Raw genomic sequence first — 12,483 nt, 5'->3', positions numbered from 1 at the left:
TTGTCTCTCCGTTGCGAAGTGCGGGTCAGATGAGGACGACGCCCTCGGCAATGCCGATGGCACGAAGATCGCGGTACCAGCGCTCCACCGGGTGCTCCTTGGTGAAGCCGTGGCCGCCGAGCAGCTGCACACCGTCCAGGCCGATCTGCATGCCCTTGTCGGTGGCCAGCTTGCGAGCCAGCGCGGCCTCGCGAGCGAAGGACAGACCCTGCTCGGCGCGTGACGCACCCCGCAGGGTCACGAGCCGCAGGCCGTCGAGCTCGATGGCCATATTGGCGACCATGAAGGCCACCGCCTGACGGTGCGCGATCGGCTCGCCGAACGCCTCCCGCTCCTTCACGTACGGAATCACGTAGTCCAGCACGGCCTGACCGGTACCGGTCGCCAGCGACGCCCAGCCCAGCCGGGCCAGACGGACGGCATCCGCGTAGTCCTCGGAGCGCTGCGCGGTTTCGGCATCGCCCAGCAGGGCGTTGGTCGATACGGCCACATTGTCGAGGATCAGGCGACCCAGACCCGCGGCGCGCAGACCCATGCTCGGATCGGCCTCGACGATCAGACCCTGGGTGTCGGACTCGACGATGAAGAAGGCCGGGCGGCCGTCCAGCTCGGCGGCGACGATGAACAGTTCGGCATCACCGGCAGCCGGAACCAGGCTCTTCACACCGTTGAGACGGTAACCGCTGGGCGAGCGGGTGGCCTTGGTCTTCAGCGCGAACGGATCGAACAGCGGCTGCGGCTCGGAAATGACGACCGACGCCTGCGGCACACTCTCACCCGCGAAGGACGCGAGGTAGGTCTTCTGCTGCGCGTCCGTACCCCACTGGGACAGGGCGACGGCCACACCGCTCGGAGCCAGCAGCGGCAGCGCCAGACCCATATCGCCGTGCGCGAGCGCCTCGGCCACAAGGGAATTGGTGACCGCGCCGCGCTCGGAGGCAGCGCCCTCCAGCTCCTCGGGCACATTGATCAGCGTGATGCCGAGCTCGGACGCGCGCTCGAGCAGATCGCGCGGGGCCTTGGCGGCATTGTCGGCGTCATAGGCGGCAGGCCGGAGGATCTCGGCGGCGAACTCGCGGACCGTCTCGACGATCATCTGCTGTTCGTCGGTCGGCGTCAGATCGAAGTAGTCCTTCTTACGGGACTCATTGGCGGGCAGCCGCTTCGGGGCGCCGCCTCCAGCAACCTTTTCGAAGACGCGGGTCGCGGCACCGAGGGTGCGGAAACCGGTCTTGGTGCCCTCGTACGTAATACGCTCGATGGGCTTGCGCAGGTTGTACTTCTCCGCGAGTTCCGACCCCGTGATGGTCGTCATGACCCGCATGGCTGCGCCCATCCAGTCGCGCTTGACCGGGTTCAGGCCAACGGCGGAGGTATCCGGACGTCGCGTCTTTGCGGTGTCTCGAGTGCTCATAATCACCAGTTTTCTTGAGTGTGGAGGGTGATCCTGCCCAGCAATCTTACTCCAGAGTAAGACTATCTTACTTCAGAGTAAGAACTGCCGTCGAGGCTTGTCGAATCGGCTGGTCAGAGCGGTGGTTCCCGACGTCTCCAATGCGCCATGGCGAATAGTGAAACAAACCCCATTCAAACGGCTTGCAGGTGGGCTACGGTGTCGGCGCAACACTCGCACCAAAATGGAGGTCTATTACATGAAAACGCTGGTGGGTACTACCGGCGCGATCGCTATCGCGCTTTTCCTCGCCGCTCCCGCCGCGAGCGCCGCGGGCATCTCGCTCGAGCCGGCGCAGCCGGAGGTCGTCGCGCCGATCACTTCTGTGTACCAGGCGGGCTCCACCGACGGCACCACCGCGGTGCAGAGCGGTTCGGCTCAGCCGCAGACCGATATCGGCACGGGCTCCGGCCTGGGCAAGACGCAGATCGGTTTCGGCCTCTCGGCCTAGAGATCGGACCGTGCACCATCTGGCGTCGGGGACCGCAGCCCCCGCGCCGGAAGGCAGCAGATCACACCCGATGTTCACCGCGGTTCGGCAGAGTGGCGGAATGTACCGGGTAGCTATCGTTTTCGCGGCAGTCCTGGCCGGATACTCGAATAGGTACGGCTATCACCGCGACGAGATGTACTTCCTGGCCGCGGGGCGGCGACTGGACTGGGGATACCCGGATCAACCACCGCTGGTCCCGCTGATCGCCCGCGGAATGGCGGCCATCGACGCCAATTCCTTGATACTGCTCCGGATTCCGGCAATCGCCGCCGCTGTTGCCGTTGTGCTGTGTGCCGGGTGGACGGCGCGCGAGCTAGGTGCAGGACGGGCCGGACAGACACTGGCAGCCGCGGCGGTCGCAGCCTCGGCGCTGCTCATGGGAACCGGGCATCTGCTCGGGACAACCGTTTTCGATCTGGCCGTGTGGTCGGCCGTCACGGTGCTGATACTGCGACTGCTGCACGAGGAATCCGATCCGCGGTGGTGGCTGCCGGTCGGCGTGCTGGTGGGGATCGGCCTGCAGAACAAGGCGCTCGCGGCGATTCCGGTGCTGGTGCTCGCGGGTGCGCTCGCCGCGGCAGGACCGCGAAAAATATTTGCCACCAGCTACTTTCCGATTGCCACAGGAATTTCCGGGCTGATCGTACTGCCGTATCTGTGGTGGCAGGCGCGTTATGGGTGGCCGCAGTGGGAAATGAGCCGGGCCATTGCCGGCGGATCCTCGGGCACGTCGAATTCGCCGATCGCTTTTGTGCTGCTGCAGTTCGGGATGATCGGACCACTGCTGGTGCCGCTGTGGGGTTTCGGCCTGTACTGGTTGTGGCGGCGCCCCCGTTACCGGGCGTTCGTGATCACCTATGTGGTGCTTTTCGCGGGGTATCTGGTCGCCGGTGGAAAGGCCTACTATCTGGGCGGAATGTATCCACTGCTGCTCGCGGCCGGATCGACCGGGCTGGAAGCGAAGCTTGCGAACCATCGAATCCTCAGTGCTGCTGCGGGTTTCACGGTCCTACTGTCCGCTGCGGTCTCGGCTGTGCTGTTTCTGCCGGTGCTCCCGGTCTCCATGATTCGCGATTCCCCTGTTCTCGCCATAAATTTCGACGCGGGGGAGACCATCGGCTGGCCGGCGTTCGTGCACCAGATCGCCACTGCCCGTGCTCATTCCGCGCCTGACGCCGAGATCCTCACCGCGAACTACGGCGAAGCCGCGGCCATCGAGCGGTTCGGTGACGCGTACCGGCTGCCGACGCCGCACAGCGGCCACAATGCCTACTGGTGGTGGGGGCCACCCGCCGCGGGGCATCCGGTGCTGACGGTGGGAATCGCCGAGGATCAGTTGCGGCGACTGTGCTCCGATCCGGAACTGCTGGGGCACATCGACAACGGGCTCGGCGTCCACAATGCGGAACAGGGCAAACCCATCTATCTGTGCCGTGTGCTCCGTATTTCCTGGGATCGGGCGTGGCCAGCGGTCCGTCACCTCGGATAATTCGGGTACCCGGTGCAATTCCGTATAAACATGTGAAAACTGCTTGCCTGCATAATGATTCGCAGCGTGGTGGATCTTGCATAAGCGGGAGTCCGGTACTGTTATTTCGTTTCGATCACTCCAACTGTCAAGTGCCACTACGTTTTTCGTTGAGGCGAAAGGAGGAGTGGTTATGTTGTCAGGACTCGTCTCTGTAGTTAGCAGTCTGCTCAGTGGTCTCGTAGGGGTGCTTATCGGCCCCACCAATACGGGCGGCGGTGGATCGGCCTAAACCTCGATAGCGAACACACGAACACCCCCGCACTGCAGAGCGGGGGTGTTCGTTTCGTCCGAGGGGTTTCAGGCCGCGAGCGCGGCCAGGACCTGGTCCTGCAGATGGGAATTGGTGGCCACCGCACTGCCGCCGTGCGGGCCCGGATTGCCGTCCAGCGAGGTGAAGGTGCCGCCCGCCTCCCGGATCAGAATGTCGAGCGCGGCCATATCCCACAGCGAGAGTTCGGGTTCGGTGACGATATCCACCGCGCCCTCGGCCAGCAGGGTGTAACCGAAGAAATCGCCGTACCCGCGTACCCGCCACACCTCATCGGTGAGCGCGATCAGCTTCGCGCGCCGGCCGATGGCCCGCCAGCCGGACAGGCTCGACATGGCCAGACTGGCCGCCCCCAGCTCGGCGACCGCCGACACCGAAATGGCCTTCGGCTCGGACTTCTCGAAGCTCGTCCACGCGCCCGCCCCGGCCGCCGCCCACCAGCGCCGCGACAGTGCGGGTGCGCTCACCACGCCGACCACCGGCACGCCGTCCTCGAGCAGCGAGATGAGCGAGGCCCACACCGGCACGCCGCGCACGAAATTCTTGGTGCCGTCGATGGGGTCGATGACCCACTGCCGGCCGTTGAACTCGACATCACCGCCGAATTCCTCACCGAGCACCAGATCGCCCGGGCGCTCCGCACTCAGCACATCCCGAATCATGCGCTCCACGGCGAGATCGGCATCCGAGACCGGTGTCAGATCGGGCTTCGAATCGATCTTCAGATCGAGGGCGCCGAACCGTTCACGAGTAATGGCGTCGGCCGCGTCGGCCAGCCGCAAGGCGAGTTCGAGATCACTGGAGTAGGTGGTCACCCGGGAAACGTTAGCCGTTGCCCGTAACCCCCGCGCGGCGGCGGCAAACTTCTCGCACCCTACCGGCCCGATGACGAGTGAGCTATGCGGAAACCGGGAGTTCGCGGGCCGCGGTAAGAGCGCTTGCCCACCAATGCAATTGGTCGAGCATGGCGGCGGCCGCACGCTCGAATTCGGCGGGCTCGACGAGCTGTCCGTCCGAGCCGAACAACAGGAAGTAGCGGGGGAACGACACATACTCGCGGACCGTGTGCGCATTGAGTTCGTTGAGCACCGTGCGCAGGTGCTCGATCGCCATCAGGCCGCCGCTCTTACCGCTGTAACCGACGAAGCCGACGGTCTTGCGGTTCCACTGCGTGAAGTGCCAGTCGATGGCAGCTTTCAGTGCTGCCGGATAACTGCGATTGATATCCGGGGTGACGATGACAATGGCATCGGCCGCGCCCAGGCGTTCGGTCAGATCGATCATGCCGTCCGGCCGCACCGGATTCGGCTCCATCAGCGGTGAGACGGCGGGCAGCGCCAGCGGCAGCTCCATCTCCGCCAGATCGATGACATCGACCTCGAAAGCGCCGTGCTCGCGTGCCTGTCCGGCGAACCAGTTCGCGACCACGGGACCGAAACGTCCCTCCCGGACGCTGCCGATGATCACCGCGAGGCGCAGAGGCGTGCTGGTCATGAGGGTCTCCTTCACGAATTGCGGCGACCGGATCGGCCGCTGTCCACCACGGTGCCGCGCCTCGATACCGGTAGGGAGACCGCGCTGAGAGTGGTAGTGGCAGGGCCACTTTCCCGCTTGCCGCCCTTGGTACCTTCGAGAGGTGAGCGATAACGAGCTGGGCCTGTTCCTGCGCATTCGGCGCGAAGCGGTCCCGCCCGCACAGGTGGGCCTGCCCGCCGGTGCGCGTCGCCGCACGCCCGGCCTGCGCCGATCCGAGCTCGCGACGCTGGCCGGAGTGAGTGTCGAATACATCACCCGGCTGGAACAGGGGCGCGACCGCCATCCCTCCTCGGCCGTGCTCGCGGCGCTCTCGGATGCGCTGGGAATGACCTCGACCGAACGCGTGTACCTGCACCGGCTGGCCAAGGCGGAGTCGCCCGGCTTCACCTGCAACGGCAGCATGCAGCCCACCCGCGCGGTGCGCCCCGCGGTGCTGGCCATCCTCAACCAGCTCGAGCCCGCCCCCGCGGCCGTGATCAACCGGGCCAGCGAGATCGTGGCGTGCACGGCGGGCTACCGGCGGCTCATGGGCCCGATCGGACTGTTCGACGATGGTGAGCCGGCCAATTTCGCCCGGTACATCTTCACCGATCTCCGCGCCCGCGAGGCTCATCCGGACTGGGAGCACACCGCCGACAAGGTCGTCGCGAACCTCAAGGTCGGTCCGTTCCGCTCGGACCCCGTTGTCTCGGCTCTCGTAGACGAGCTGACGCTCACCGCGGGCCCGGAATTCAGCGGCCGGCTCAGCCGCATCTCCGGCTTGCCGGAGGCCAGCCGCGTGGATCGCCTGATCCACCCCGAGGTGGGCCTGCTTCGCCTGGCCTTCGAATCCCTCGAACTCTCCGCCGACGACGATCAGCGACTGATCGTCGAGCTCCCCGCCGACGATGCCACCGCCGAGGCCCTCGACCGCCTCATCGGCCGCAACCCGGGCAGCCTGCGCGCCGTAGCGGGCTGAATTACCTCTGGCAGCATGCCGTTTCACCTATTCGATCTTTGTCTTTCTTCCCGATCGGGACGGGACAACTGATTTCGTAACGGTCGGGGTAACTCCCGGGGTACCCCCAAAATCGTTTTGGCTCCCAACCGCACCACGCGTGCCAACGGTCGACGGCTCCCAACCTGTGCGCTAAAGGTTCGGGGAGGCGGGGTAGTAGCCTTGAGCACCGTGCACCCTGACGTCTCTGCTGACCTGGCCGAACTCGACTCGACTCTGAAGACCGTGGAGTCGGTGCTCGATATCGACGAATTGGTCCGGCGGATCGACGAGCTGGAACACCAGGCTGCGGACCCGGACCTGTGGAACGACCAGGACCATGCGCAGGCCGTCACCAGCGAACTCTCGCACGCCCAGAGCGAATTGCGGCGGGTCCAGGAGCTGCGGCAGCGGCTCGAAGATCTGCCCGTGCTCTACGAATTGGCCGAGGACGAGGAGGGTGACGCTCGCGCGTCCGCCCTCGCCGATGCCGACGCCGAACGATCGGCCCTGCACGGCGATGTGGAGGCGCTCGAGGTTCGGACGCTGCTGTCCGGGCAATACGACAAGCGTGAAGCGCTGGTCAATATTCGCTCGGGCGCCGGTGGCGTCGACGCCGCCGACTGGGCCCAGATGCTGATGCGCATGTATGTGCGCTGGGCCGAGCGGCACAAGTACCAGGTCGAAATCTACGACACCTCCTATGCGGAAGAAGCGGGCATCAAGTCCGCCACCTTCGCCGTCAAGTCGCCTTACGCCTACGGCACGCTGTCGGTGGAGATGGGCACGCACCGGCTGGTGCGCATCAGCCCGTTCGACAACCAGGGCCGCCGCCAGACCTCCTTCGCCGAGGTCGAGGTGCTGCCCGTGGTCGAGACCACCGACCACATCGAGATTCCGGACGGTGAGATCCGCGTCGACGTGTATCGCTCCTCGGGTCCCGGTGGTCAGTCCGTCAACACCACCGACTCGGCGGTGCGCCTGACGCACATTCCGACCGGCATCGTCGTCACCTGCCAGAACGAGAAATCGCAGCTGCAGAACAAGATTTCGGCCATGCGCGTGCTGCAGGCCAAACTGCTCGAGCGCAAGCGGCAGGAGGAGCGCGCCACCATGGACGCGCTCAAGACCAACGAGGGCGCGTCCTGGGGCAACCAGATGCGCTCCTACGTCCTGCACCCGTACCAGATGGTCAAGGATCTGCGGACCAACTACGAGGTCAACAATCCCTCCGCTGTGCTCGACGGTGACATCGACGCCTTCATCGAATCCGGCATCCGCTGGCGTATGCGGGAGCAGTCGACTACCCAGGGGTAAATATGAGTTCGATTCTCGCCGCAGGCACCGGAGCCGATTTCGGAAACTGGTTCCGGTCCAGCGGTCTCGAGATCGTGCTGCTGATCGTCGGCGCGATGTTGTTTTCTCGCGCAGCGACTTTCGTGCGCGACCGGATCACCCGCAGGATCGACACCTCCTTCCGCAGCAGCGATTCGCTGGTGCGGTCGGAGGCGGCCAAGCATCGACATGCGCTGGCGCAGGTCATCACCTGGGTAGTGCTGTCCATCGTGTACTTCCTGGTGGCTTTGGAAGTATTGCGGCGCTTGGGTTTCCAGCTCGGCGGATTGGTCGCGCCGGCAGCGGTGCTCGGCGCCGCGATCGGTTTCGGCGCCCAGCGCATCGTGCAGGATCTGCTCGCCGGATTCTTCCTGATCACCGAAAGGCAGTACGGCTTCGGCGATGTGGTGAGGATCGCAGTCAATGGATCGAGCGGTGACGCCGAGGGTACCGTCGAGGACGTCACGTTGCGCGTCACCACACTGCGCAGCGTCGACGGTGAAGTCATCACGGTGCCGAACGGTCAGATCGTGAAAGTGACCAACCTGTCGAAGGATTGGGCGCGCGCCGCCATCGACGTGCCCGTACCCGCAACCGCCGACATCAACAAGGTCAATGAAATCCTGCGGGAGGTGGGCGCGAAGGCGTTCGCCGATCGCAAGCTCAAAGCGCTGCTGCTCGACGAGCCCAGCGTGATGGGCGTGGAAGATCTCACCGTCAACCAGATGAACATCAAGATGGTGGCCCGGACATTGCCGGGCAAACAGTTCGAAGTCGGGCGTGAGCTGCGGGTGCGAGTTGCCGCGGCGCTACGTCGGGAGGGTCTGAGTGAAAACACGTAAGTCCACGGCGATCCTGATCACTGTCTGGCTCGCCACGTTCGTGCTGTACACGTTCGTCAAACCGGAAACACACGCCGCGACGAACTATCCGACCTTTGTGAATTCGGTGCTGAGCAACCCCACCTCTGGCACAACTGAGCCACCACACCGCTAACGGCTGATCTGCGCGGCGTGGCCGGGTCACGTTCGCGTCTCGCTACACTGGCAACCCGTGATAGTGCTCCGGAACGTCACCAAGTCCTATAAGACTTCGACGCGACCCGCCCTCGACAACGTCTCCGTCGACATCGGAAAAGGCGAGTTCGTCTTTGTGATCGGACCATCAGGTTCCGGTAAGTCGACTTTCATGCGCCTGCTGCTCAAGGACGAGAAGCCCACCACGGGCGAGGTCTGGGTGGCGGATTTCCGGGTAGACAGGCTATCCGCGCGCAAAGTTCCGAAGCTACGACAGCGCATGGGCTGTGTCTTCCAGGATTTCCGGCTGCTGCAGCAGAAGTCCGTCTACCAGAACGTCGCCTTCGCGCTGGAGGTGATCGGCAAATCGCGCTCCTTCATTCATCGGGCGGTGCCCGAGGCGCTCGATATGGTCGGGCTCTCCGGCAAATCCGACCGGCTGCCCAGCGAACTCTCCGGTGGTGAACAGCAGCGGGTGGCCCTGGCCCGGGCGTTCGTGAACCGGCCGCTGGTCCTGCTCGCCGACGAGCCCACCGGCAACCTCGACCCGGAAACCAGCGCGGACATCATGACGCTGCTGGAACGCATCAACCGGACCGGAACCACGGTGGTCATGGCCACGCACGACAACACCATCGTGGACGCCATGCGGCGGCGCGTGGTGGAACTGGATCGCGGCCGTGTGGTGCGCGACGACGAGATGGGCGTCTACGGGGTGGGCCGGTAATGCGTCTCGGATTCCTTTTCGGTGAGGTCTTCACCGGCTTGCGCCGCAATATCACCATGACCATCGCCATGATCCTGACCACCGCGGTCTCGCTGACCATGCTGGGCGGCGGACTGCTGGCGGTCCGGATGTCGAACAAGATCGAGGACTACTACGTCCAGCGGGTCGAGATCCGGCTGTACCTCGATGATCAGGTCTCGAAGACGGATCTCGACTGCACGCAGGATCCGTGCAAATCGCTCATGGCTGATCTCAAGGACCACGCGGATGTGGCGAGCGTGCAGTTCGTCAACAGCCAGGACGCGGTCAAGGAGGTCAAGGAGACCACCTTCAAGGATCAGCCCGGACTCGCCGATGAGGTGAGCAAGGACGGACTGCCGGCCTCCTTCCGGGTGAAGCTGACCGATGTGACCCAGTACCGGTCCATCTACGACGATTTCGCCAAGCGGCCGGGCGTCATGACGGTGCTCAATGACATGGACATCGTGGACCGGCTGGTGAGTTTCTTTGTCGGACTGCGCAATGCGGCCTTCGGCCTGGCCGCGCTGCAGGCGCTGGCGGCACTGCTGTTGATCGCCAATATGGTTCAGGTCGCCGCGCTGGCCCGCAAGACCGAGGTCGGCATCATGCGACTGGTCGGTGCGACGCGGTGGTACACGCAGCTGCCCTTCCTGCTGGAGGCGGTGCTGGCGGCGCTGGTCGGTTCGGTGCTGGCCATCGGCGGGCTGTTCGTGGCGCAACCGCTGGTGATCAATCGCGCGCTGGGCAGTCTGTTCAATGATCAGGTGCTGCCGCGCATCAGCGGTGACGATATCGCGACGGTGGCCTTGATCGTCACGCCGATCGGCATCGGTTTCGCGGCGCTCACCGCGTACGCCGCGCTGCGGTACTACGTCCGAGAGTGAAACACCTCACCCCTGCCCGTCTTTCGTGACCAGGTGTTTGCCTGTGCGGGGGAGCGGGTGGGGGTGCGAAGTTGCGTGAGGTGTGCAGAAGGGGAAACGGGTGTCGGGCGGGATACGTAGGATTGCCCGCGTGAGCGCACCGGAGGTCGAGACCGTCATTGGCAGTACGTCCGTGGAGGACGCCGGAAGTGATGCGGCGCACCGGATTCTGCGAAAGACCTTCGGTTACGACAGTTTTCGCGGGCCGCAGCGGGAGATCGTCGAACAGGTGATCTCCGGCGGCGACGCACTGGTGCTCATGCCGACCGGTGGCGGCAAATCGCTGTGCTATCAGATCCCCGCGCTGGTGCGGCCGGGTGTGGGAGTGGTGGTGTCGCCGCTCATCGCGCTCATGCAGGACCAGGTCGACGCGTTGAATGCCGTCGGGGTGCGGGCGGGCTTCCTCAACTCCACGCAGTTCCCGGATGAGCGGCGGGCCGTCGAGGCGCAGTTCGTGTCGGGGGAGCTGGATCTGCTCTATCTGGCACCCGAGCGGTTGCGGCTCGAATCCACGGCGCAGCTGCTCGACCGCGGCAAGATCTCGGTGTTCGCCATCGATGAGGCGCACTGTGTTTCGCAGTGGGGCCACGATTTCCGGCCGGACTATCTCGCGCTGTCGATGCTGCACGAGCGCTGGCCGGAGGTGCCGCGCATCGCGCTCACCGCCACCGCCACCGGGGCCACCCGCAAGGAGATCGCCGAGCGGCTGGATCTGACGGGCGCCAAGCATTTTGTCGCCAGCTTCGATCGGCCCAATATCCAGTACCGCATCGAGGGCAAGAACCGGCCGGAGCAGCAGCTGCTGGCGTTCATCCAGAATGAGCATGCCGGTGATGCGGGCATCGTCTACTGCCTCTCGCGCAATTCGGTGGAGAAGACGGCCGCATTTCTGAGCGCCAATGGGGTGCAGGCGGTGCCGTATCACGCGGGTCTGGACAATCGGATTCGCGCGACGAATCAGTCGCGGTTCCTGCGTGAGGACGGCCTCGTTGTGGTCGCCACCATTGCCTTCGGCATGGGTATCGACAAGCCGGATGTGCGATTCGTGGCGCACCTGGATCTGCCGAAATCGGTGGAGGGGTACTACCAGGAGACCGGCCGCGCCGGGCGCGACGGTCAGTCGTCCACGGCGTGGATGGTCTACGGCCTGAGTGACGTTGTGCAGCAGCGCAAGATGATCGATTCCTCCGAGGGCGATGCCGCGCACCGCCGTCAGCTGCAACTGCACCTGGATGCCATGCTCGCGCTCTGCGAGACGGTGGAATGCCGGCGCACCCAGCTGCTGGGCTACTTCGGTCAGCCCGGCGAAGCCTGCGGCAATTGCGACACTTGCCTCAATGCGCCCGAATCGTGGGACGGCACCGTGCCCGCGCAGAAGGTGCTCTCCACCATCCTGCGGCTGAAACGTGAACGCGGACAGAGCTTCGGCGCGGGTCATATCGTCGATATCCTCATCGGCAAGCGCAATCCCAAGGTGGAGCAGCACGCCCACCACGAGCTCAAGGTCTTCGGCATCGGCACCGAACTGCGCGATATCGAATGGCGCGGTGTGATCCGCCAGCTGCTGGCGAAGGGTTTTCTCGCCGTGCACGGTGACTACGGCGTGCTCACCCTCACCGATTCCTCCAACGAGGTGCTGTTCGACGGCCGTGAGGTCAAACTCCGCCGCGAGCCCGAACGCACCAAACCCGCGCGAGCGCCCAAGGCCGCCAAGGGTTCCCGCCCCGCCGCCGACCTGGCGCCCGGTGACGCCGACCTGTTCGAGCGGCTGCGCGCCTGGCGTGCCGCCACCGCCAAGGAAACCGGCGTCCCCGCCTACGTCGTCTTCCACGACGCCACCCTGCGCGATATCGCCGCTCGCAAACCGGCTTCACTCGCCGACCTCGGCACCATCTCCGGCATCGGTGAAGCCAAGCGCGCCAAATACGGCGAAGGCGTCCTGGAGGTTGTCGCCGGCGGCGCCGGACAAGCCGCCACAGCGCCGGCCCCCGCAAATGGTGAAGCGCCGGAACGCAATCCGGTCGCAGCCCCGCCGCCCACCCGAACCCCGGCGGCGACCAAACGCGACACACCTGCTCGAACCAGCAGCGCACCCACCCGGAAACCGGCGGCCCCGGCTGCCCCCGCCCTCGATGACGTCCCCTGGCCTGACGAGGAGCCATACCCGGACGACTTGCCGCCCGATTACCAATGAGCAAGGTCGA

Annotated in this window: 11 protein-coding genes; 8 read left to right on the top strand and 3 right to left on the bottom strand. The window is 65.2% G+C overall.

Going from position 1 to position 12,483, the window contains the following annotated elements; genetic code table 11:
- Window positions 1-25: 25 nt before the first annotated feature.
- The gene (locus ABZX86_RS00605) at window positions 26-1,414 is read right to left on the bottom strand and encodes an acyl-CoA dehydrogenase family protein (protein WP_355118624.1); all 1,389 of its coding nucleotides are present in this window, start codon (window positions 1,412-1,414) and stop codon (window positions 26-28) included.
- A 238-nt stretch (window positions 1,415-1,652) separates the two neighbouring features.
- On the opposite strand from ABZX86_RS00605, the gene ABZX86_RS00600 reads away from it, so the two are divergent.
- Both ABZX86_RS00600 and ABZX86_RS00595 read left to right on the top strand, forming a co-directional pair.
- Window positions 1,653-1,904: a hypothetical protein gene (locus ABZX86_RS00600; protein ID WP_355118622.1), complete on the top strand. Its 252-nt coding sequence runs from the start codon at window positions 1,653-1,655 to the stop codon at window positions 1,902-1,904.
- A gap of 100 nt (window positions 1,905-2,004) precedes the next feature.
- A complete protein-coding gene (locus ABZX86_RS00595; RefSeq protein ID WP_355118620.1) occupies window positions 2,005-3,435 on the top strand; it encodes a glycosyltransferase family 39 protein in 1,431 nt (476 codons plus the stop codon).
- Between the two features lie 339 nt (window positions 3,436-3,774).
- Here the strand turns inward: ABZX86_RS00595 and hisN are convergent, their stop codons facing one another.
- Window positions 3,775-4,560, bottom strand: a complete 786-nt coding sequence (gene hisN, locus ABZX86_RS00590; protein ID WP_355118618.1) for a histidinol-phosphatase — start codon at window positions 4,558-4,560, stop codon at window positions 3,775-3,777.
- An 82-nt stretch (window positions 4,561-4,642) separates the two neighbouring features.
- Complete coding sequence (locus ABZX86_RS00585) at window positions 4,643-5,239, bottom strand: NAD(P)H-dependent oxidoreductase (RefSeq protein WP_355118616.1); 597 nt, start codon at window positions 5,237-5,239, stop codon at window positions 4,643-4,645.
- Between the two features lie 142 nt (window positions 5,240-5,381).
- On the opposite strand from ABZX86_RS00585, the gene ABZX86_RS00580 reads away from it, so the two are divergent.
- The 6 genes from ABZX86_RS00580 (at window position 5,382) to recQ (ending at window position 12,473) form a co-directional block, all read left to right on the top strand.
- Window positions 5,382-6,239 (top strand): helix-turn-helix transcriptional regulator, encoded by an 858-nt coding sequence (locus tag ABZX86_RS00580; protein WP_355118614.1) that lies wholly within the window; start codon window positions 5,382-5,384, stop codon window positions 6,237-6,239.
- A gap of 210 nt (window positions 6,240-6,449) precedes the next feature.
- A complete protein-coding gene (prfB, locus tag ABZX86_RS00575; protein WP_355118612.1) occupies window positions 6,450-7,574 on the top strand; it encodes a peptide chain release factor 2 in 1,125 nt (374 codons plus the stop codon).
- A 2-nt stretch (window positions 7,575-7,576) separates the two neighbouring features.
- The gene (locus ABZX86_RS00570; protein ID WP_327141659.1) at window positions 7,577-8,434 is read left to right on the top strand and encodes a mechanosensitive ion channel family protein; all 858 of its coding nucleotides are present in this window, start codon (window positions 7,577-7,579) and stop codon (window positions 8,432-8,434) included.
- A gap of 211 nt (window positions 8,435-8,645) precedes the next feature.
- The gene (gene ftsE / locus ABZX86_RS00565; protein WP_297614300.1) at window positions 8,646-9,335 is read left to right on the top strand and encodes a cell division ATP-binding protein FtsE; all 690 of its coding nucleotides are present in this window, start codon (window positions 8,646-8,648) and stop codon (window positions 9,333-9,335) included.
- Complete coding sequence (gene ftsX, locus ABZX86_RS00560) at window positions 9,335-10,240, top strand: permease-like cell division protein FtsX (protein WP_297614302.1); 906 nt, start codon at window positions 9,335-9,337, stop codon at window positions 10,238-10,240. The genes ftsE and ftsX overlap by 1 nt, the downstream gene beginning before the upstream one ends.
- A gap of 130 nt (window positions 10,241-10,370) precedes the next feature.
- On the top strand, window positions 10,371-12,473 hold the full coding sequence (recQ, locus tag ABZX86_RS00555; protein WP_355118609.1) for a DNA helicase RecQ: 2,103 nt from the start codon (window positions 10,371-10,373) through the stop codon (window positions 12,471-12,473).
- Window positions 12,474-12,483: the final 10 nt, after the last annotated feature.

The organism is Nocardia sp. NPDC006630, from assembly GCF_040611495.1.
In the GTDB taxonomy this organism is placed as follows: domain Bacteria; phylum Actinomycetota; class Actinomycetes; order Mycobacteriales; family Mycobacteriaceae; genus Nocardia.
Note: the sequence above shows the minus strand (reverse complement) of the source record. Positions and strands in the feature narration are given on the sequence as shown.

Excerpts from the sequence above, each read along its gene's own strand:
- ftsX (WP_297614302.1), top strand. The coding sequence starts at position 9,335 with ATGCGTCTCGGATTCCTTTTCGGTGAGGTCTTCACCGGCTTGCGCCGC.
- ABZX86_RS00600 (WP_355118622.1), top strand. The coding sequence starts at position 1,653 with ATGAAAACGCTGGTGGGTACTACCGGCGCGATCGCTATCGCGCTTTTC.
- ABZX86_RS00570 (WP_327141659.1), top strand. The coding sequence starts at position 7,577 with ATGAGTTCGATTCTCGCCGCAGGCACCGGAGCCGATTTCGGAAACTGG.
- ABZX86_RS00585 (WP_355118616.1), bottom strand. The coding sequence starts at position 5,239 with ATGACCAGCACGCCTCTGCGCCTCGCGGTGATCATCGGCAGCGTCCGG.
- ABZX86_RS00595 (WP_355118620.1), top strand. The coding sequence starts at position 2,005 with ATGTACCGGGTAGCTATCGTTTTCGCGGCAGTCCTGGCCGGATACTCG.
- ABZX86_RS00605 (WP_355118624.1), bottom strand. The coding sequence starts at position 1,414 with ATGAGCACTCGAGACACCGCAAAGACGCGACGTCCGGATACCTCCGCC.